Origin of the sequence: Pseudomonas sp. WS 5071 (assembly GCF_012985765.1) — a bacterium.
Lineage (GTDB): Bacteria > Pseudomonadota > Gammaproteobacteria > Pseudomonadales > Pseudomonadaceae > Aquipseudomonas > Aquipseudomonas lundensis_A.
In genome coordinates this window covers 14,205-34,048 of record NZ_JAAQWY010000009.1, presented here as the reverse complement: position 1 = coordinate 34,048, position 19,844 = coordinate 14,205, and the positions used below count along the sequence as shown (strand labels likewise).

Below are 19,844 nucleotides of genomic sequence, written 5' to 3'. Positions count from 1 at the left end.
CGTTTGGTCGGGTGGAATGGTTGAAAACCTATCCAAGAGGAATTTTGAAATGGCAGAGATTACTGCAGCGTTGGTTAAAGAACTGCGTGAGCGTACTGGCGAAGGCATGATGGATTGCAAGAAAGCCTTGACCAAGGCTGGCGGCGACATCGAAAAAGCCATCGACGACATGCGTGCTTCGGGCGCCATCAAGGCCGCCAAAAAAGCAGGCAACGTTGCTGCTGAAGGCGCTATCGCAGTGAAAGTTGCTGACGATAACAAGTCTGCCGTTATTCTTGAAGTTAACTCGCAAACCGACTTCCTGGCTCTGCAAGAAGACTTCAAAAACTTCGTGGCTGCCAGCGTTGAAAAAGCATTCGCGGACAAACTGACCGACGCAGCTCCGCTGATCGCCGCTCAAGAATCTGCTCGTGAAGCACTGGTTGCCAAAGTAGGCGAGAACGTTAACATTCGCCGTCTGGTGCGTGTTGAAGGTGACGTGGTTGACGCTTACCTGCACGGCAACAAAATCGGTGTTGTGGTTTCGCTCAAAGGCGGCAACGCTGAGCTGGCTCGTGACATCGCCATGCACGTAGCGGCGAGCAACCCTGAGTTCCTGCTGCCTTCGGAAGTTTCTGAAGAAGCAATCGAGCGCGAAAAAGCTGTGTTCCTGCAGCTGAACGAAGAAAAAATCAAAGGCAAGCCAGAAAACATTGTTGAAAATATGGTCAAAGGCCGTATCAGCAAGTTCCTGGCAGAAGCCAGCCTGGTTGAGCAGGCGTTCGTCAAGAACCCTGAAATCAAGGTCGGTGAGCTGGCCAAGAAGGCCGGTGCTGAAATCGTTTCCTTCACTTACTTCAAAGTAGGCGAAGGCATCGAGAAGCCAGTTGACAACTTCGCTGAAGAAGTTGCTGCTCAAGTGGCTGCAGCCAACAAGCAATAAGACGGTTTCAACTGTCGACCCAAGAGGCTGCCCGCTCACGCGCGCAGCCTCTTTTCAAATGGGTGAAGGTTTTACCTCGCCCGGCGGAACCGGTGTACAAAATCGCGATCCGATGGTGCTGTTATCCGGCGCCAAGCTAGAGTAAACGCAGGCTGAAAACAGCCTCGCACAGATTTTTTATAAAACGCGGCAGGAGAGATTCGCAATGGCTCAGCAGGGCAGTGGTTATCAAGCTCGCTATAAACGCATTCTACTCAAGCTAAGCGGCGAAGCCCTGATGGGCTCTGAAGAGTTCGGGATCGACCCCAAGGTGCTCGACCGCATGGCGCTGGAAGTCGGCCAGTTGGTGGGTATCGGCGTTCAGGTAGGTTTGGTGATTGGTGGTGGCAATCTGTTCCGTGGCGCTGCATTGAGCGCTGCCGGTATGGATCGCGTTACTGGCGACCACATGGGGATGCTCGCGACCGTGATGAACGCCCTGGCGATGCGCGATGCGCTGGAACGTGCGAATATCTCCGCCATCGTAATGTCGGCCATCTCCATGGTGGGTGTGACGGATCATTACGACCGTCGCAAGGCCATGCGTCACTTGAACGCGAAGGAAGTGGTGATTTTCGCTGCGGGTACAGGCAATCCATTCTTCACAACGGATTCTGCCGCGTGCTTGCGCGCCATTGAAATCGACGCCGACGTAGTACTCAAGGCCACCAAGGTTGACGGTGTTTACACCGCAGATCCATTCAAAGACCCGCATGCCGAGAAGTTCGATCATCTGACTTACGATGAAGTGCTGGATCGCAAGCTGGGCGTGATGGATCTGACAGCTATTTGTCTGTGCCGCGACCACCAGATGCCATTACGTGTCTTTAACATGAACAAGCCCGGCGCCCTGCTCAACATCGTTCACGGCGGCGCTGAAGGCACTCTGATCGAGGAAGGTCAACAATGATCAACGAAATCAAGAAAGACGCACAAACGCGTATGCAGAAATCGCTGGAATCGCTGAGCCATGCATTTGGTCAGATTCGTACCGGCAAGGCTCACCCAAGCATTTTGGGTAGCGTGATGGTGCCTTACTACGGTGCTGATACACCGCTTAGTCAGGTCGCGAACGTAACCGTTAAAGATTCTCGCACCCTGCAGGTCGTGGCGTTTGAGCGCAACATGCTTCAAGCCGTGGATAAGGCGATTCAAAGCGCTGGTTTGAACCTCAATCCGACCAACCTGGGCGAATTGCTGCTGATCTCCATGCCAGCCCTGACGGAAGAAACCCGTAAAGTATTCGCCAAGCAGGCGCGTGATGCGGCTGAAGATGCGCGTATTGCGGTACGTAATATCCGTCGTGATGCGTTGAGCCAGTTGAAAGACCTGGTTAAAGAGAAAGAAATCAGTGAAGACGAAGAACGTCGCGCAGCTGACGAAATCCAGAAGCTGACCGACAAGGCTGTCGCGGATATCGAAACGGCTACCAAGCAGAAAGAAGCGGACCTGATGGCCGTATAAGGGTCAGGGCGTTTTATGGAAAAGACCAAGCAGGCTGTGTCGTCATCCGTGCCGCGACATGTCGCGATTATCATGGATGGCAATAATCGCTGGGCGAAAAAACGCTTTATGCCGGGTGTTGCCGGGCATAAAGCGGGTGTGGACGCAGTCCGCGCCGTGATTGAGGTGTGTGCCGAGGCCAAGGTCGAAGTGCTCACCCTGTTCGCGTTTTCCAGCGAAAACTGGCAGCGTCCTGCGGCTGAAGTCAGTGCCTTGATGGATTTGTTCTTCAAGGCGCTGCGTCGTGAGGCCAAGCGTCTCAACGAAAACAACATCAGCCTGCGCATCATTGGCGATCGCTCCCGTTTTCATCCCGAGTTGCAAGCGGCGATGCGCGAAGCGGAGGCGATCACCGCAGGCAGCGGGCGCTTTGTCCTGCAAATTGCCGCCAATTATGGTGGGCAGTGGGACATCGCGCAGGCTGCGCAACGTTTGGCGCGTGAGGTTCAGGCAGGTCATTTGCAGCCTGAAGACATCACCCCGGATTTGTTGCAAACCTGTCTGGTAACAGGCGATCTGCCGTTGCCTGACCTGTGTATCCGCACAGGGGGCGAGCACCGTATCAGCAACTTCCTGCTGTGGCAGTTGGCCTATTCCGAGCTGTACTTCTCCGACCTGTTCTGGCCGGACTTCAAACACGAAGCCATGCGTCATGCATTGGCTGATTTCGCTTCTCGCCAGCGTCGCTTCGGTAAAACAAGCGAGCAGGTTGAGGCTGGAGCCCGGGTTTAATGCTTAAGCAACGCATCATCACTGCACTTATCCTGCTGCCAATCGCTTTGTGCGGCTTTTTCCTTCTTGATGGGTCTAACTTCGCGCTCTTCATCGGGCTGGTCGTCACCCTCGGGGCTTGGGAATGGGCGCGCCTTGCCGGATTTACAGCTCAAACGGCCCGTGTCGGTTTTGCCCTCGTCGTGGCCTTATTGCTGTTTGGTCTGCACCTGTTGCCTGATCTTGCCCCGTGGGTGTTGGTGGCCGCGGTGGTGTGGTGGGCGTTGGCGACGTTTCTGGTGCTCACGTTTCCTGATTCCGCATCACGCTGGTCCAGTGCTGCAGTCAAGCTGGTCATCGGCTTGCTGATTTTGCTACCGGCCTGGCAAGGGCTGGTGATGATCAAGGCGATGCCGCTGGGTAACTGGCTGATCATGGCGGTGATGGTGCTGGTGTGGGGCGCCGATATCGGCGCGTACTTTTCCGGGCGTAAATTCGGCAAGCGCAAACTGGCCCCTAAAGTCAGCCCCGGCAAAAGCTGGGAAGGCGTTTTTGGCGGTTTGTTGCTGAGCCTGCTGATCACGGCTGTTGTCGGCGTGGTGCGCGGCTGGAGTGCCTCTCAGATGGTTGCTGCTTTGGCAGGCGCTGCCGTTATCGTATTGATTTCAGTGGTGGGCGATCTCACAGAAAGTATGTTCAAGCGTCAGGCGGGCATTAAGGACAGCAGTCAGTTGCTGCCGGGGCATGGCGGCGTACTCGATCGTATCGACAGTTTGACGGCCGCCATTCCCGTGTTCGCCGTGTTGCTGTGGATGGCTGCATCATGAGCCGTCCTCAACAGATTACGGTGCTGGGCGCTACCGGCTCGATTGGCCTGAGTACGCTGGATGTGATTGCTCGCCACCCGGATCGCTATCAAGTGTTCGGGCTGAGCGGTTATAGCCGTCTCGCGCAACTGCTGGCATTGTGCATTCAGCACACGCCTCAGGTTGCAGTGGTGCCGGATGAGCGTTCCGCGCGTCAGCTGCAAGCTGATCTGCGCGCAGCGGGCCTCAACACCGAGGTGTTGGTGGGCGAACAGGGTTTATGTGATATCGCCTCCGCGCCTGCGGTGGATGCCGTTATGGCAGCCATCGTCGGTGCTGCCGGGTTGCGTCCAACCTTGTCGGCAGTGAATGCGGGCAAGAAAATTCTCTTGGCGAACAAAGAAGCGCTGGTCATGACTGGCGCCCTGTTCATGCAGGCGGTGCGGCGTAGCGGTTCGGTATTGCTGCCCATTGACAGCGAGCACAACGCGATCTTTCAGTGCCTGCCGCAGGATTTCGCCCGTGGGCTGAGTCAGGTTGGCGTGCGACGGATTCTGCTGACCGCCTCTGGTGGGCCCTTCCGGGAAACCCCATTGGCTGATCTGGCGCATGTCACGCCCGATCAGGCGTGTGCTCACCCTAACTGGTCGATGGGGCGAAAAATCTCGGTCGACTCAGCGAGCATGATGAATAAAGGCCTTGAGCTGATCGAGGCGTGCTGGCTATTTGATGCCAAGCCCGCTCAGGTTGAGGTGGTGATTCATCCGCAAAGCGTCATTCACTCGCTGGTGGACTACATAGACGGGTCGGTGCTTGCGCAGTTGGGCAATCCTGACATGCGCACGCCGATTGCCAATGCGTTGGCGTGGCCTGAGCGTATCGATTCGGGTGTGGCGCCGCTGGATCTGTTTTCCGTGGCGCGTCTGGACTTCCAGCGCCCGGATGAGCAGCGCTTCCCTTGTCTGCGCCTGGCCCGTGAAGCGGCGGCGGCTGGTGACAGCGCGCCGGCCATGCTCAATGCGGCCAATGAAGTGGCGGTGGCGGCCTTCCTCGATGGGCGAATCCGCTACCCGCACATAGCGCAATTGATTGAAGACGTTTTAAACAACGAGCCAGTGGTGCCCGTTAATGAGTTAGAGGCAGTCTTTGCCGCCGATGCCAGGGCGCGAGAGTTGGCTGATCAATGGTTGAGCCGTCAGGGCTGATCAGTGCTGCTTGCCGTAACCGGACAGGATCACGGAGAAAGTAGATGAGTGCGCTTTATATGATTGTTGGCACCCTGGTTGCGTTGGGGGTGTTGGTCACTTTTCATGAATTCGGTCACTTTTGGGTGGCGCGCCGTTGTGGCGTCAAGGTTCTGCGCTTCTCTGTGGGGTTCGGCACGCCCTTGCTGCGCTGGCACGACCGTCAGGGCACTGAGTTTGTAGTGGCAGCGATCCCGTTGGGCGGCTACGTGAAAATGCTTGATGAGCGGGAAGGGGAGGTGCCGGCTGAGCTGCTGGGCCAATCCTTCAATCGCAAAACCGTCGGGCAGCGCATTGCCATCGTTGCAGCGGGCCCCATTGCCAACTTCATGCTGGCGATGGTGTTTTTCTGGATTCTGGCCATGCTGGGCAGCCAGCAAGTGCGCCCGGTCATTGGCGCAGTCGAAAGCGGTAGCCTGGCAGCGCAAGCCGGTCTGGTGCCCGGGCAGGAAATCGTTTCGATTGATGGAGAGCCCACTTCGGGCTGGTCCAATGTGAATCTGCAGCTCGTGCGCCGCCTGGGCGAGAGCGGTTCGATTCACGTGGCCGTTCGTGAGGCGGGGAGCACTTCGGAGTCGACTCATGAGCTGGTTCTGCATGACTGGTTAAAAGGGGCTAACGAGCCTGACCCAATCAGTTCGCTGGGGATTCGTCCATGGCGTCCAGAGTTGCCGGCCGTACTGGCTGAGCTTGATCCTGAAGGCCCGGCCCAGGCCGCGGGTCTTAAAACCGGTGACAAACTGCTGGCCATGAACGATCAACCGGTCAAGGACTGGCAGCAGGTGGTGGATTGGGTCCGGGTACGTCCTGAGGCGAAAATCGTATTGCGCGTCGAGCGTGATGGTGTGCCGATCGACATCCCCGTGGCATTGGCGGCGCGCGGTGAAGGCAAGGCCGCAACCGGTTATCTGGGGGCTGGGGTCAAGGGTGTGGACTGGCCGCCGGAGATGATTCGCGAGGTCAGTTACGGCCCGCTCGCCGCGATCGGCGAGGGCGCCAAACGGACTTGGACGATGAGCGTATTGACGCTCGACTCACTCAAGAAAATGTTGTTCGGCGAGCTCTCGGTAAAAAACTTGAGTGGACCGATAACCATTGCTAAAGTGGCGGGCGCTTCTGCCCAGTCGGGTGTCGCGGACTTCTTGAATTTCCTGGCTTATCTGAGTATCAGTCTTGGGGTTCTGAACTTGTTGCCCATCCCGGTACTGGATGGGGGGCATTTGTTGTTTTATCTGATCGAGTGGGCGCGTGGTCGTCCCTTGTCGGATCGGGTGCAGGGTTGGGGAATGCAGATCGGTATCAGTTTGGTGGTCGGGGTGATGTTACTTGCCCTGGTCAACGACCTGGGACGTCTGTAAACGCTTCGCTGAATTGCGAATCTGCCGCATTTTGCGGCAGTTTGTTTATTGCCAGTTGGAATAAGAAAGGACTTCATGAAACGTCTGCTGCTAACTGCGGTTCTCACCGTACTGATGATCGCCGAAGTTCACGCCGAGTCCTTCACTATCTCTGATATTCGTGTCAACGGGCTGCAGCGGGTTTCCGCTGGTAGCGTGTTTGGCGCGTTGCCGCTGAACGTGGGTGAGGTAGCGGATGACCGCCGGTTGGTGGAATCCACTCGTGCGTTGTTCAAAACCGGTTTCTTTCAGGATATCCAACTGGGTCGTGATGGCAATGTGCTCGTCATTACGGTTGTCGAACGTCCTTCCGTTTCGAGCATCACCATTGACGGAAACAAGGCTATTTCCACTGATGACCTGATGAAAGGTCTTAAACAGTCGGGTCTTGCCGAAGGTGAAATCTTCCAGCGTGCCACCCTTGAGGGTGTACGTAACGAACTGCAACGTCAGTATGTTGCCCAGGGTCGTTACTCGGCGACGGTCGACACTGAAGTCGTGTCCGAACCTCGCAACCGGGTCGCCTTGAAGGTCAACATCAACGAAGGCACGGTTGCGGCTATCCAGCACATCAACGTGGTGGGCAATACCGTCTTCCCGGAAGAAGACCTCGTTGACCTGTTTGAGCTGAAAACCACCAACTGGTTGTCGTTCTTCAAGAATGACGACAAGTATGCGCGTGAAAAACTGTCCGGTGACCTTGAGCGCCTGCGCTCGTATTACCTCGACCGTGGCTATATCAACATGGATATCGCCTCCACTCAGGTATCGATCACCCCGGACAAGAAAAACGTCTACATCACGGTCAACGTGAATGAAGGCGAAAAGTACAATGTGGGCGAAGTGAAGCTGAGCGGTGACCTCAAGGTTCCTGAAGATCAGATCAAGTCGCTGCTGCTGGTTCAGCCGGGCCAGGTGTTCTCCCGCAAGCTGATGACCACGACCTCCGAGCTGATCACCCGTCGTCTGGGTAACGAAGGTTATACCTTCGCCAACGTCAACGGCGTGCCTCAGCCAAACCCGGAAGACCACACCGTGGCCATTACCTTCGTGGTGGATCCAGGCAAGCGTGCTTATGTCAACCGTATCAACTTCCGCGGCAACACCAAGTCGGAAGACGAAGTACTGCGTCGCGAAATGCGTCAGATGGAAGGTGGCTGGGCGTCGACTTACCTGATCGACCAGTCCAAGGTGCGCCTTGAACGTCTGGGCTTCTTCAAGGAAGTGAACGTTGAAACCCCGGCCGTGCCCGGTACAGACGACCAGGTCGATGTGAACTACGCCGTAGAAGAACAGGCTTCCGGTTCGATCACCGCCAGCGTCGGCTTTGCCCAAAGCGCCGGTTTGATCCTGGGTGGTTCGATTACCCAGAACAACTTCCTGGGTACGGGTAACCGCGTCAGCGTGGGCCTGACCCGCAGTGAGTACCAGAGCCGTTACAACTTCAGTTATGTGGACCCGTACTGGACCGCTGATGGCGTGAGCCTGGGTTACAACGCGTTCTACCGCACGACCGACTACAAAGACCTCGATGTTGATGTAGCAAACTACTCGGTCGACAGCCTGGGCGCGGGTATCACCATGGGGTATCCGATCAGCGATACCTCGCGCCTGACCTATGGCCTGAGCGTGCAGCAGGATGAAATCAGTACCGGCACCTACACCGTTGACGAGATCTTCGATTTCATCAACAAGGAAGGCGACAAGTTCCTGAACTTCAAGGCTTCTGCCGGCTGGTCCGAATCGACCCTGAACAAAGGTGTGTTGCCGACACGCGGCAGCTCGCAAAGCTTGACGCTTGAAACCACCATTCCGGGCAGTGATCTCCAGTTCTACAAACTGGATTACCGCGCCCAGTTGTTCCAGCCGTTGACCGACACCTACACCATGCGCCTGCACACCGAGCTGGGTTACGGTGACAGCTATGGCTCGACGTCGGGGCTGCCGTTCTACGAGAACTACTATGCAGGTGGTTTCAACTCGGTCCGTGGTTTCAAGGACAGTGCGCTGGGTCCACGCAGTACCCCGAACAAGAATGACCCGGATCAAGATCCGCTGCCGTTTGGTGGTAACGTCCTGATCCAGGGCGGGGCAGAAGTTCTGTTCCCGATGCCGTTCGTGAAAGATCAACGTTCCCTGCGCACCTCCGTGTTCTGGGATGTGGGTAATGTTTTCGACACCAACTGCAAGTCGACCACAAAAGATTGCGATATCAGCTTTAGTAATATGGCCAGCTCTGTGGGTGTTGGCGTAACGTGGGTGACCGCACTTGGCCCGTTGAGCTTCAGCTTGGCCATGCCGATCAAGAAACCGGATGACGCAGATACCCAAGTGTTCCAGTTCTCCCTCGGCCAGACTTTCTAAAAGCCTGACTTTAGATAAACAACGGATTTAGTAGGAGTGCATCGTGCGTAAGTTGACTCAATTGGTTCTCCTGGCTTCGGTTCTGGTAGCAGGTCCGGCGTTTGCCGACATGAAAATTGCCGTTCTGAACTATCAGATGGCGCTGCTGGAATCTGACGCTGCCAAGCGTTACGCCGTAGATGCCGAGAAGAAATTCGGTCCGCAACTGACCAAACTGAAGTCCCTGGAAAGCAGTGCCAAAGGCATTCAGGATCGTCTGGTCAAAGGCGGCGACAAAATGCAGCAAGGCGAGCGTGAGCGTCTGGAGCTTGAATTCAAGCAAAAGGCCCGCGATTTCCAGTTCCAGTCCAAGGAGCTGAACGAAGCCAAAGCCGTTGCTGACCGTGAAATGCTGAAACAGCTGAAGCCAAAACTGGACAGCGCTGTTGAAGAAGTCATCAAGAAAGGCGCCTATGACCTGGTGTTCGAGCGTGGTGCAGTGATCGATGTCAAACCTCAATACGACATCACTCGCCAAGTCATTGAGCGCATGAATCAGCTGAAGTAATTATGACTGCGACTATAAAACTCGGCCAATTGGCCGAGTTCCTCGGTGCCACCTTGCGTGGCAGCGCGGAGAAAGAAATCACTGGGCTAGCCACTTTACAAGAGGCTGGCCCATCTCAGTTGAGCTTTCTGGCCAACCCGCAGTACCGAAAGTTCTTGGTCGATTGTCAGGCTGGAGCCGTTTTGCTCAAGTCAGCCGACGCTGAAGACTATGCCGGTGATGCTTTGGTGGTGCCGGATCCTTACCTGGCATACGCCCGTATTTCCCACCTGTTTGACCCCAAGCCCAAGGCGGTTGCCGGTGTGCATCCTTCAGCCGTGATTGCGGCGGATGCGATGGTAGACCCTGCGGCCAGCATCGGCGCCTTTGCAGTGATTGAAAGCGGTGCGCGCATTGCGGCTGGCGTGACCGTCGGGCCTCATTGCTTTATCGGTGCTCGCTGTGAAATCGGTGAGGGTGGCTGGTTGGCGCCGCGCGTGACGCTTTATCACGATGTTCGCATCGGTAAGCGTGTTGTGATTCAGTCGGGTGCCGTGCTGGGAGGCGAAGGTTTCGGTTTCGCCAACGAGAAGGGTGTCTGGCAAAAAATTGCCCAGATCGGCGGCGTGACCATTGGTGATGATGTCGAGATCGGTGTGAACACTGCCATCGACCGTGGTGCCCTGGCAGATACGGTGATTGGCAATGGGGTCAAACTCGATAACCAGATTCAGATCGCGCACAACGTGCAGGTCGGTGACCATACGGCGATGGCCGCGTGTGTCGGGATTTCAGGAAGCACTAAAATCGGCAAGCACTGCATGTTGGCCGGTGGTGTCGGTTTGGTGGGGCATATTGAGATCTGCGACAACGTTTTCCTCACCGGGATGACCATGGTGACTCACTCCATTACCGAACCGGGTGCTTACTCTTCCGGAACAGCCATGCAGCCAGCGGCTGAATGGCGCAAGAGTGCGGCACGTATTCGCCAGCTGGACGACATCGCGCGACGATTGAAACAACTGGAAAAACGCGTCGAGAAGTGACCCCTGACGGTATCGCTTCATCTGAAAGCTAATACTATTTCCATATCAAGCGCGCAGGGCCAAGGGTCTGTGTTCTTGATTTGCTAGAGGAGCGTGCCTTCGTAGCGCGCGCCCAATCTTTATTACAGGCTTCCCCACGAAATGATGGACATCAACGAGATTCGCGAATATCTGCCTCACCGTTACCCTTTCCTGCTGGTGGATCGAGTGGTGGATCTGGATGTCGAGAACAAGCGCATTCGTGCTTACAAGAATGTCAGCATCAACGAACCGTTCTTCAACGGTCACTTTCCGGCGCACCCGATCATGCCCGGCGTGTTGATCATCGAAGCCATGGCGCAAGCTGCGGGCATTCTGGGTTTCAAGATGCTGGACGTGAAACCTGCAGACGGGACGCTGTATTACTTCGTCGGTTCCGACAAACTGCGTTTCCGTCAGCCCGTGTTGCCGGGCGATCAATTGATCCTGGAAGCCAAGTTCCTGAGCTGCAAACGTTCGATCTGGAAGTTCGAGTGCCAGGCAACGGTAGATGGCAAGCCGGTATGCTCGGCTGAAATTATCTGTGCGGAACGCAAACTATGAGTTTGATTGACCCTCGCGCAATCATCGATCCGACGGCCATTCTGGCCGACGACGTCGTGGTCGGCCCTTGGTCGATCGTCGGCGCAGGTGTGGAAATCGGCGAGGGAACAGTGATTGGGCCGCATGTCATTCTTAAAGGCCCAACCAAAATCGGTAAGCACAATCGTATCTACCAGTTTTCATCAGTCGGTGAAGATACGCCCGATCTGAAGTACAAGGGTGAAGAGACACGCCTGGTGATCGGTGACCACAATGTGATTCGCGAAGGTGTGACCATCCATCGCGGCACGGTTCAGGACCGTGCCGAGACGACCCTGGGTGACCACAACCTGATTATGGCGTACGCCCACATCGGGCATGACAGCGTAATCGGCAACCATTGCATTCTGGTCAACAACGCCGCGCTGGCGGGCCATGTGCACATGGGGGACTGGGCGATCCTGTCGGGTTTCACGCTGGTGCATCAGTTCTGTCATATCGGTGCTCACAGCTTTTCAGGCATGGGCACAGCAATTGGCAAGGACGTTCCGGCCTTTGTCACGGTGTTTGGCAGCCCTGCCGAAGCCCGTAGCATGAATTTCGAGGGCATGCGCCGTCGTGGTTTTAGTGATGACGCGATTCACGCCTTGCGTCGGGCCTACAAGGTGGTTTACCGCCAGGGCCTGACGGTCGAGCAAGCACTTGCCGAACTGGCTGAACCCTCTGCGCAGTTCCCGGAAGTTGCGCTGTTTGTGGAGTCGATTCGTTCATCGACCCGCGGCATTACCCGCTGATCATGGCCAGGTTGCGTATTGCGCTGGTGGCGGGTGAGGCCTCTGGCGACATTCTGGGTTCAGGCCTGATGCGTGCGCTCAAGGCTCAGCACCCCGATATTGAATTTATCGGTGTAGGAGGCCCGCTGATGGAAGCGCAGGGCATGCGCTCTTACTTCCCGATGGAGCGTCTGTCGGTCATGGGGCTGGTTGAGGTGCTTGGCCGTTTGCGCGAGTTGCTCAAACGCCGCAAAGCGCTGATCCAGACCCTCATTGCCGAAAAGCCTGATGTGTTTATCGGCATCGATGCGCCTGATTTCACCCTCAATATCGAGCTTCAGTTACGGCGTGCTGGCATCAAGACCGTGCATTACGTCAGCCCGTCCGTGTGGGCGTGGCGGCAGAAACGCGTGCTGAAAATTCGCGAAGGTTGCGACTTGATGCTCACGTTGTTGCCGTTTGAAGCCAAATTCTACGAAGAGCATGGCGTGCCGGTGCGGTTTGTTGGCCATACGCTGGCGGACACCATTCCCCTTGAGGCCGATAAAGCCGCTGCCCGTGCCGAACTGGGGTTGCCTGACGGCCCGTTGGTCGCCTTGATGCCGGGAAGTCGTGGCGGGGAAGTGGGCAAATTGGGTGGGCTGTTCCTGGACGCTGCCCTAAAAATCCGCGAAGCTCGGCCCGACACACGTTTTGTATTGCCTTGTGCCAATGCTGCGCGCCGGGTGCAAATCGAACAGTTGCTGGCTGAGCGGGACTTGCCCTTGACCTTGCTCGACGGGCGCTCGCACCTGGCCTTGGCTGCCTGTGACGCGGTGTTGATCGCCTCGGGCACCGCCACGCTTGAGGCGTTGCTGTACAAGCGGCCGATGGTGGTGGCTTATCGCTTGTCGCGGGTTACGTTCTGGATTCTCAAGCGTCTGGTGAAAAGCCCTTACGTGTCTCTGCCCAACTTGCTGGCCCAGCGGATGCTGGTGCCCGAGTTGCTGCAAGATGCCGCCACCCCCGAGGCATTGGCCAAGACCCTGTTGCCACTGCTGGACAATGGCCAGGAGCAAACCCGGGGTTTCGACGAAATTCATCGTACGTTGCGTCTCGACGCTTCCAATCAGGCCGCCAAAGCGGTGCTTGAGCTGATTGCACACTCCAAATGAGTAAAGTGACTATGCAAATCGGATTGGACTTCAATCTGGTCGAAGACCTTGTGGCCGGTGTGGACGAAGTGGGTCGCGGCCCGTTGTGCGGCGCCGTGGTCACGGCAGCAGTGATTTTGGACCCGGCCCGGCCGATCGCCGGTCTTAATGACTCAAAAAAACTGACTGAAGCGCGTCGCGAAAAGCTGTATGACGAAATTTGCGAAAAGGCCTTGAGCTGGTGCATTGCCCGGGCTGAAGTCGAAGAGATCGACGAGCTGAATATCCTGCATGCCACTATGTTGGCCATGCAGCGCGCTGTAGAAGGGTTGAGCATCACCCCGAAACTGGCCATGATCGACGGCAATCGCTGCCCCACATTGGCCATGCCGGCCGAAGCCGTGGTCAAGGGTGACAGCAAGGTGCCAGCCATTGCGGCGGCATCGATCCTGGCCAAGGTCAGCCGTGACCGTGAAATGGCAGCCTTCGAGTTGCAATACCCGGGTTACGGTATTGGCGGGCATAAAGGCTACCCGACGGCGGTCCACCTTGAAGCCCTAGAGCGTCTGGGTCCTACGCCAATTCATCGCCGGTCCTTCGGGCCGGTGCGCCGTGCCTACGAAGCCCGTGAAGGCTTGACCGAGGTTTAGCCCCAAGGCTGATGTTTTTGCCAAGGCCCGGTACAATCCGGGCCTTGTTGTTTCCCAAAGCTAATAGACAGGATCACCATGCCGGCTTCATTCGTTCACCTGCGCCTGCACACTGAATATTCCCTGGTCGATGGCCTGGTGCGGATCAAACCGCTGATCAAAACCCTGGCGGGCATGAACATGCCTGCCGTGGCGGTGACCGATCAGAACAACATGTGTTCGTTGGTCAAATTTTATAAAGCCGCCATGGGTGGCGGCATCAAGCCGATCAGTGGCGCGGATCTGTGGCTGTCCAATAAAGACCCGGAAAACCCGTTGAGCCGCATCAGCCTGCTGGCGATGAACGGTGTGGGTTATCGCAACCTGACGGAGCTGATTTCACGAGGGTTTATTGACGGGCAGCGCAATGGCCAGGTCATCATCGAGCGTGAATGGGTCGCCGAAGCCGCCGAAGGGTTGATCATGTTGTCGGCCGCCAAAGAAGGCGAGATCGGTGTCGCGCTGATCAGTGGTAATACCGAGGAAGCCGAGGCGCTGGCCCGCGAATGGATGGAGGTCTTCCCGGACCGCTTTTACCTGGAAGTCCAGCGCACCCAGCGTCCCAACGATGAAGAGCACCTGCACGCTGCTGTGGCGCTGGCCGACAAAATCGGTGCGCCGCTGGTGGCGACCAACGATGTGCGCTTCCTCAAACAGCAGGATTTCGAAGCCCACGAGACCCGCGTTTGCATTGGCGAGGGCCGAGCGCTTGATGATCCGCGCCGCTCCAAGAACTACAGCGACCAGCAGTATCTGAAAAGCGCCGAAGAAATGGCTGAGCTGTTCAGCGATTTGCCGGAAGCGCTCGAAAATACCGTCGAAATTGCCAAGCGTTGCAATATCGAAGTGAAGTTGGGCAAACACTTTTTGCCTAACTTCCCGATTCCCGATGGCATGACCATCGACGAATATTTCCGCAAAGTCTCGTTTGATGGCCTTGAAGAGCGCCTCAGCGTTCTGCTGCCCAAGGACACCACCGAAGATTACGACGCCAAACGGCAGGTCTACGTCGACCGGCTGAATTTCGAACTGGACATCATTATCCAGATGGGATTCCCCGGTTACTTCCTGATCGTGATGGACTTCATCCAGTGGGCCAAGAGCAACGGCGTGCCGGTAGGGCCTGGCCGAGGGTCGGGTGCCGGTTCTCTGGTGGCCTATGTGCAGAAAATTACCGACCTCGATCCGCTGGAATATGACCTGCTGTTCGAACGATTCCTTAACCCGGAACGGGTATCGATGCCCGACTTCGACGTCGACTTCTGCATGGATGGTCGTGACCGGGTCATTGAATATGTGGCAGAAAAATACGGCCGCAACGCTGTAAGCCAGATCATTACCTTCGGTTCGATGGCGGCCAAGGCGGTTATTCGCGACGTGGCCCGTGTGCAGGGTAAGTCTTACGGCCTGGCGGATCGTTTGTCGAAGATGATTCCGTTTGAAGTCGGCATGACGCTGGAAAAGGCCTACGAGCAGGAAGAGATCTTGCGCGACTTCATCAAAGTGGATGAAGAAGCCGCCGAAATCTGGGAGATGGCACGCAAGCTCGAAGGCATCGTGCGTAACGTCGGTAAACACGCCGGTGGTGTGGTGATTGCGCCGACCAAACTGACGGACTTTTCGCCGATCTATTGCGATGAAGAGGGTGACGGCCTGGTCACCCAGTTCGACAAGGACGACGTTGAAGCCGCAGGGCTGGTGAAGTTCGACTTCCTCGGTTTGCGCACGCTGACCATCATTGACTGGGCGCTGAAAGCCATCAACCGCGACCGCGCCAAGGTCGACGAGCCGCCGCTGGATATTGCGTTTATCCCGCTGGATGACAAACCGACCTACCAGTTGCTGCAAAAAGCCGAGACGACGGCGGTGTTCCAGCTTGAGTCGCGAGGCATGAAAGAGCTGATCAAAAAGCTCAAGCCTGACTGCCTGGAAGACCTGATCGCACTGGTGGCCCTGTTTCGTCCGGGGCCGCTGCAATCGGGCATGGTGGACGACTTCATCAACCGTAAGCACGGGCGCGCCGAGCTTGCTTATCCGCATTCGGATTATCAGTACGAAGGCCTGAAGCCGGTTCTGGCCCCGACCTACGGCATCATTCTGTATCAGGAACAGGTGATGCAGATTGCGCAGGTGATGGCGGGTTACACCCTCGGCGGCGCGGACATGCTGCGTCGAGCCATGGGTAAGAAAAAACCTGAAGAAATGGCCAAGCAGCGTGGCGGTTTCATTGAAGGCTGTGCCAACAACAACATCGACCCTGACCTTGCCGGTAACATTTTCGACCTGGTAGAAAAATTCGCCGGTTATGGTTTCAACAAATCTCACTCGGCGGCCTACGGGCTGGTTTCCTATCAAACCGCGTGGCTGAAAGCCCATTACCCGGCGCCATTCATGGCGGCCGTGCTGTCGGCGGATATGCACAACACCGACAAGGTCGTGACCTTGATCGAAGAAGTGCGCACGATGAAGCTGCGTCTCGACGCGCCGGACGTGAATGCCTCCGAGTACAAGTTCACGGTGAACGACGAAGGTCGAATCATTTATGGACTTGGCGCGATCAAGGGCGTGGGTGAGGGGCCGGTGGAGGCGATTACCGAAGCGCGTCAGGATGGGCCGTTCAAGGACCTGTTCGATTTCTGCGCGCGGGTTGATCTCAAGCGCATCAACAAACGCACCCTTGACGGTTTGATCCGCAGCGGCGCGCTGGACCGTCTGGGGCCTTGCTTCCATGACGAGCCAAAAGCCTATCAGGCGAGCATTGATCAGAACCGTGCGATTTTGCTGGCGGCGCTGGAAGAGGCAATCAAGGCGGCCGAACAAACGGCGCGTACCCACGACAGCGGCCACGACGACCTGTTCGGCGGCGTGTTTGTCGAAGAAGACGCCGATGTGTATGCCAATCATCGCAAGGCCAAGGAGCTGACTCTCAAGGAACGCCTCAAGGGCGAGAAAGACACCTTGGGCCTGTACCTGACCGGCCACCCGATCGACGAGTATGAAGGCGAAATTCGCCGTTTCGCCCGGCAGCGCATTATCGATCTGAAGCCTGCCCGCGATACGCAGACTGTCGCCGGCATGATCATCGCCCTGCGGGTGATGAAGAACAAAAAAGGCGACAAGATGGGGTTCATCACGCTGGATGACCGTTCCGGCCGGATTGAAGCCTCATTGTTTGCCGAAGCGTTCCATTCAGCCCAGTCGCTGTTGCAGACCGATGCCATGGTGGTGGTGGAAGGGGAGGTCAGTAATGATGACTTTTCCGGCGGCTTGCGCCTGCGGGTCAAGCGGGTCATGAGCATGGAGGATGCGCGTACCAGTCTGGCCGAGAGTTTGCGCCTGAGGGTCCATCACGCGGCGCTCAAGGGTGATCAATTGCGGCAGTTGGGCGACGTGCTGAAGAAGCATCGCGGCGCCTGTCCGATCACCATGGAGTACACCGGCGGGGAGGCGAAGACCCTGTTGCAGTTTGGCGAGAACTGGAGAATCGATCCTGCAGACAGCTTGATTCAAGCCTTGCGTGACCAGTTTGGGCGAGACAACGTCTTCCTCCAATACCGTTGACGGTCAGGGGCGTGACCCGCGTCCTGATCTCGACCTGAATTTTTAATCTCGACCTGAGAGCGCCTGTCCCTTAAGGTAGGCGCGATACAGATCAACCGGCTGCCCCAGTCGGCTTGAAAGTGCCAGTCAATACTGGGCTTTCTGCCTGCTGGCATGCTTTGCCGCCGACCCAAGACGGATGCTTATGAACCCGAATTTTCTTGATTTCGAACAGCCGATTGCTGACCTGCAAGCCAAAATCGAAGAGTTGCGCCTGGTCGGTAATGACAATTCGCTGAACATCAGCGATGAAATCTCTCGCCTGCAAGACAAAAGCAAAACGCTGACTGAAGATATTTTCGGCAAGCTGACCAGCTGGCAGATCGCCCGCCTGGCCCGTCATCCGCGTCGTCCTTACACGCTGGATTACATCGACCACATCTTCACTGAGTTTGATGAGCTTCACGGCGACCGTCACTTCTCGGACGATGCCGCCATTGTGGGCGGTATCGCGCGTCTGGACGATCAGCCCGTGATGGTGATTGGTCATCAGAAAGGCCGCGAAGTGCGTGAGAAAGTTCGCCGCAACTTCGGCATGCCGCGCCCTGAAGGCTACCGCAAGGCATGCCGTTTGATGGAAATGGCAGAGCGTTTCAAAATGCCGATCCTGACCTTTATCGACACGCCGGGCGCCTACCCGGGCATCGATGCTGAAGAGCGCAACCAGAGCGAAGCGATTGCCTGGAACCTGCGAGTCATGGCGCGCCTGAAGACCCCGATCATCTCCACGGTTATTGGTGAAGGCGGTTCGGGCGGTGCGTTGGCAATTGGTGTGTGCGATCAATTGAACATGCTGCAGTACTCCACTTATGCCGTGATTTCGCCAGAAGGGTGCGCGTCGATTCTGTGGAAAACCGCTGAAAAAGCGCCGGATGCCGCCGAGGCGATGGGCATTACCGCTGAGCGTCTCAAAGGCCTGGGCATCGTTGATAAAGTTATCGGCGAGCCATTAGGTGGCGCACATCGCGACCCTGCAGCCGCTTCTGCCACGATTCGCGCAGAGCTGATTTCGCAGTTGGACATGTTGAAGAAGCTGGACAACGAAACGTTGTTGCAGCGTCGTTATGACCGTTTGATGAGTTACGGTCTGTAATCAAGGCGAGACCGACAGACGCAGGGGTGAGCCCGTTCACCCCTGCAGGATTGTGCAATGTCCAACCTGACAATCCAGTTGCTCGAAGCGCTCAAGCCGTGGCGCAATGCCCCGGCCTGGCGCATTGCCCTTTCCGGCGGTCTTGACTCGACTGTCCTGCTGCACCTTCTGGCTCACCTTCGTCCAATCCATGCACTCCCCCCGCTGACTGCCCTCCATATTCACCATGGTCTACAGGCTGTAGCGGATACGTGGCCGGCTCATTGTCAGTTGCTGTGTGATGCCCTGGGCGTGCCGCTCACGGTGGTGCGCGTGCAGGTGTCCGCCGGTGCAAGTGTCGAGCGGGCAGCACGGGAGGCGCGCTATGAGGCGTTCGAGGCCATCCTGCAGCCGCAGGAGGTGCTCTTTACGGGGCAGCATCGCGATGATCAGGCCGAAACCGTGTTGTTCCGGTTGTTGCGCGGGGCGGGTGTAAACGGGCTGTCCGGCATGCCGCGTGAGCGCAGATTGGGCCGCGGGGTAGTAGGGCGCCCGTTGCTGGATATTTCGCGTGCCGATCTTGAGGCATATGCGCACGCCCATGGTCTGCACTGGGTTGAAGATCCGTCCAATGAATACAGCGGTTTTTCCCGTAATTATTTGCGCCATGAAGTGATGCCTGTGTTGTCACGGCGTTGGCCGCAGGTGACCACAACGCTGTCGCGCGCGGCCGATCATTGTGCTGAAGCGCAAGGTTTGCTGAATGAACTCGCTGAGCAGGATCTGGCACTTGCCGCGGCCGAAGCACCTTTTGCCTGGCTGGGTTTGCCCTCTCTGCAGCTTGAACCTCTCGACCGTCTGTCGGCTGCCCGTCAGCGCAACGCTTTGCGCCAGTGGCTGGCCGGTCTTACACGATTGCCTGATACCGCGCATTGGGCCGGTTGGGAGGCGTTGCGTGATGCCGGCGTCGATGCGCGGCCTGCATGGCGTCTGGCGGATGGCGAGGTGCATCGAGCGGGCGGACGGATCTGGTGGCTGTCGGGACAATGGCTGCGCCAGCCGACTGCGCCGATCACGTGGGATGAGCCAGCTCAACCCGTGTCATTGCCCGGGAACGGGCTGTTACGCATAGAGGGCGAGGTGCCCGAGGGCGCCTTGCAGGTGCGCTATCGTCAGGGCGCAGAAGTCATGTCGCTGGCAGGACGCGGTCATCGTGATCTCAAACGCTTGCTCAATGAGCGCGGGGTGCCGCCGTTTGCCCGTGGCAGATTGCCGCTTCTGTACCAAAATAAGCGCTTATTGGCTGTGGCAAACCTCGAGGGACTGGACTCTGACCCCAATGGACGCTGGCAATTGAAGTGGCTGCCAACTTCAAGCGATCAAGGTTTGAGCTGAAAGGGGCTTTCCGGTAGACTACGCTCCCTTCTTGATACAGCTTCTGTAGATTCACCGGAATTA

At 57.0% G+C, this 19,844-nt stretch carries 16 protein-coding genes and 1 pseudogene; all 17 read left to right on the top strand.

The genetic code is table 11. The features are described 5' to 3' along the window. Positions 1-49 precede the first annotated feature (49 nt). The 17 genes and pseudogenes from tsf to tilS all read left to right on the top strand — a co-directional run bounded on the left by tsf (position 50) and on the right by tilS (position 19,781). Positions 50-922 (top strand): translation elongation factor Ts, encoded by an 873-nt coding sequence (gene tsf / locus HBN61_RS07665; protein ID WP_047277212.1) that lies wholly within the window; start codon positions 50-52, stop codon positions 920-922. A gap of 205 nt (positions 923-1,127) precedes the next feature. Further along, a complete protein-coding gene (gene pyrH, locus HBN61_RS07660) occupies positions 1,128-1,871 on the top strand; it encodes a UMP kinase (RefSeq protein WP_047277210.1) in 744 nt (247 codons plus the stop codon). Then, the gene (gene frr, locus HBN61_RS07655) at positions 1,868-2,425 is read left to right on the top strand and encodes a ribosome recycling factor (RefSeq protein WP_047277208.1); all 558 of its coding nucleotides are present in this window, start codon (positions 1,868-1,870) and stop codon (positions 2,423-2,425) included. Before pyrH ends, frr begins: the two co-directional genes overlap by 4 nt. A gap of 15 nt (positions 2,426-2,440) precedes the next feature. Then, positions 2,441-3,196, top strand: coding sequence for a polyprenyl diphosphate synthase (uppS, locus tag HBN61_RS07650; protein ID WP_047277206.1), 756 nt, complete (start codon positions 2,441-2,443; stop codon positions 3,194-3,196). Further along, positions 3,196-4,002, top strand: a complete 807-nt coding sequence (locus HBN61_RS07645; RefSeq protein WP_047277204.1) for a phosphatidate cytidylyltransferase — start codon at positions 3,196-3,198, stop codon at positions 4,000-4,002. Before uppS ends, HBN61_RS07645 begins: the two co-directional genes overlap by 1 nt. Further along, positions 3,999-5,186, top strand: a complete 1,188-nt coding sequence (gene ispC, locus HBN61_RS07640; protein WP_047277202.1) for a 1-deoxy-D-xylulose-5-phosphate reductoisomerase — start codon at positions 3,999-4,001, stop codon at positions 5,184-5,186. The genes HBN61_RS07645 and ispC overlap by 4 nt, the downstream gene beginning before the upstream one ends. A gap of 44 nt (positions 5,187-5,230) precedes the next feature. After that, positions 5,231-6,583, top strand: a complete 1,353-nt coding sequence (gene rseP / locus HBN61_RS07635; protein ID WP_047277200.1) for a sigma E protease regulator RseP — start codon at positions 5,231-5,233, stop codon at positions 6,581-6,583. 75 nt (positions 6,584-6,658) lie between these two features. Further along, on the top strand, positions 6,659-8,986 hold the full coding sequence (gene bamA / locus HBN61_RS07630) for an outer membrane protein assembly factor BamA (RefSeq protein ID WP_047277198.1): 2,328 nt from the start codon (positions 6,659-6,661) through the stop codon (positions 8,984-8,986). A 43-nt stretch (positions 8,987-9,029) separates the two neighbouring features. Continuing rightward, positions 9,030-9,533, top strand: coding sequence for an OmpH/Skp family outer membrane protein (locus tag HBN61_RS07625; protein ID WP_016781988.1), 504 nt, complete (start codon positions 9,030-9,032; stop codon positions 9,531-9,533). A 2-nt stretch (positions 9,534-9,535) separates the two neighbouring features. Next, a pseudogene (gene lpxD, locus HBN61_RS07620) lies at positions 9,536-10,590 on the top strand (UDP-3-O-(3-hydroxymyristoyl)glucosamine N-acyltransferase). Positions 10,591-10,699: 109 nt separating this feature from the next. Continuing rightward, a complete protein-coding gene (gene fabZ, locus HBN61_RS07615; protein WP_047277196.1) occupies positions 10,700-11,140 on the top strand; it encodes a 3-hydroxyacyl-ACP dehydratase FabZ in 441 nt (146 codons plus the stop codon). Further along, a complete protein-coding gene (gene lpxA, locus HBN61_RS07610; RefSeq protein WP_047277194.1) occupies positions 11,137-11,913 on the top strand; it encodes an acyl-ACP--UDP-N-acetylglucosamine O-acyltransferase in 777 nt (258 codons plus the stop codon). Before fabZ ends, lpxA begins: the two co-directional genes overlap by 4 nt. A gap of 2 nt (positions 11,914-11,915) precedes the next feature. Further along, positions 11,916-13,046 (top strand): lipid-A-disaccharide synthase, encoded by a 1,131-nt coding sequence (gene lpxB / locus HBN61_RS07605; RefSeq protein ID WP_047277192.1) that lies wholly within the window; start codon positions 11,916-11,918, stop codon positions 13,044-13,046. A gap of 11 nt (positions 13,047-13,057) precedes the next feature. Beyond that, positions 13,058-13,675, top strand: coding sequence for a ribonuclease HII (gene rnhB / locus HBN61_RS07600; RefSeq protein WP_047277190.1), 618 nt, complete (start codon positions 13,058-13,060; stop codon positions 13,673-13,675). 78 nt (positions 13,676-13,753) lie between these two features. After that, complete coding sequence (gene dnaE / locus HBN61_RS07595) at positions 13,754-17,275, top strand: DNA polymerase III subunit alpha (protein ID WP_170046463.1); 3,522 nt, start codon at positions 13,754-13,756, stop codon at positions 17,273-17,275. 184 nt (positions 17,276-17,459) lie between these two features. Next, on the top strand, positions 17,460-18,407 hold the full coding sequence (locus HBN61_RS07590) for an acetyl-CoA carboxylase carboxyltransferase subunit alpha (protein WP_047277186.1): 948 nt from the start codon (positions 17,460-17,462) through the stop codon (positions 18,405-18,407). A gap of 57 nt (positions 18,408-18,464) precedes the next feature. Continuing rightward, complete coding sequence (gene tilS, locus HBN61_RS07585) at positions 18,465-19,781, top strand: tRNA lysidine(34) synthetase TilS (RefSeq protein ID WP_047277184.1); 1,317 nt, start codon at positions 18,465-18,467, stop codon at positions 19,779-19,781. Positions 19,782-19,844 lie beyond the last annotated feature (63 nt).

Excerpts from the sequence above, each read along its gene's own strand:
- tsf (WP_047277212.1), top strand. The coding sequence starts at position 50 with ATGGCAGAGATTACTGCAGCGTTGGTTAAAGAACTGCGTGAGCGTACT.
- pyrH (WP_047277210.1), top strand. The coding sequence starts at position 1,128 with ATGGCTCAGCAGGGCAGTGGTTATCAAGCTCGCTATAAACGCATTCTA.
- frr (WP_047277208.1), top strand. The coding sequence starts at position 1,868 with ATGATCAACGAAATCAAGAAAGACGCACAAACGCGTATGCAGAAATCG.
- uppS (WP_047277206.1), top strand. The coding sequence starts at position 2,441 with ATGGAAAAGACCAAGCAGGCTGTGTCGTCATCCGTGCCGCGACATGTC.
- HBN61_RS07645 (WP_047277204.1), top strand. The coding sequence starts at position 3,196 with ATGCTTAAGCAACGCATCATCACTGCACTTATCCTGCTGCCAATCGCT.
- ispC (WP_047277202.1), top strand. The coding sequence starts at position 3,999 with ATGAGCCGTCCTCAACAGATTACGGTGCTGGGCGCTACCGGCTCGATT.
- rseP (WP_047277200.1), top strand. The coding sequence starts at position 5,231 with ATGAGTGCGCTTTATATGATTGTTGGCACCCTGGTTGCGTTGGGGGTG.
- bamA (WP_047277198.1), top strand. The coding sequence starts at position 6,659 with ATGAAACGTCTGCTGCTAACTGCGGTTCTCACCGTACTGATGATCGCC.
- fabZ (WP_047277196.1), top strand. The coding sequence starts at position 10,700 with ATGATGGACATCAACGAGATTCGCGAATATCTGCCTCACCGTTACCCT.
- lpxA (WP_047277194.1), top strand. The coding sequence starts at position 11,137 with ATGAGTTTGATTGACCCTCGCGCAATCATCGATCCGACGGCCATTCTG.
- lpxB (WP_047277192.1), top strand. The coding sequence starts at position 11,916 with ATGGCCAGGTTGCGTATTGCGCTGGTGGCGGGTGAGGCCTCTGGCGAC.
- rnhB (WP_047277190.1), top strand. The coding sequence starts at position 13,058 with ATGCAAATCGGATTGGACTTCAATCTGGTCGAAGACCTTGTGGCCGGT.
- dnaE (WP_170046463.1), top strand. The coding sequence starts at position 13,754 with ATGCCGGCTTCATTCGTTCACCTGCGCCTGCACACTGAATATTCCCTG.
- HBN61_RS07590 (WP_047277186.1), top strand. The coding sequence starts at position 17,460 with ATGAACCCGAATTTTCTTGATTTCGAACAGCCGATTGCTGACCTGCAA.
- tilS (WP_047277184.1), top strand. The coding sequence starts at position 18,465 with ATGTCCAACCTGACAATCCAGTTGCTCGAAGCGCTCAAGCCGTGGCGC.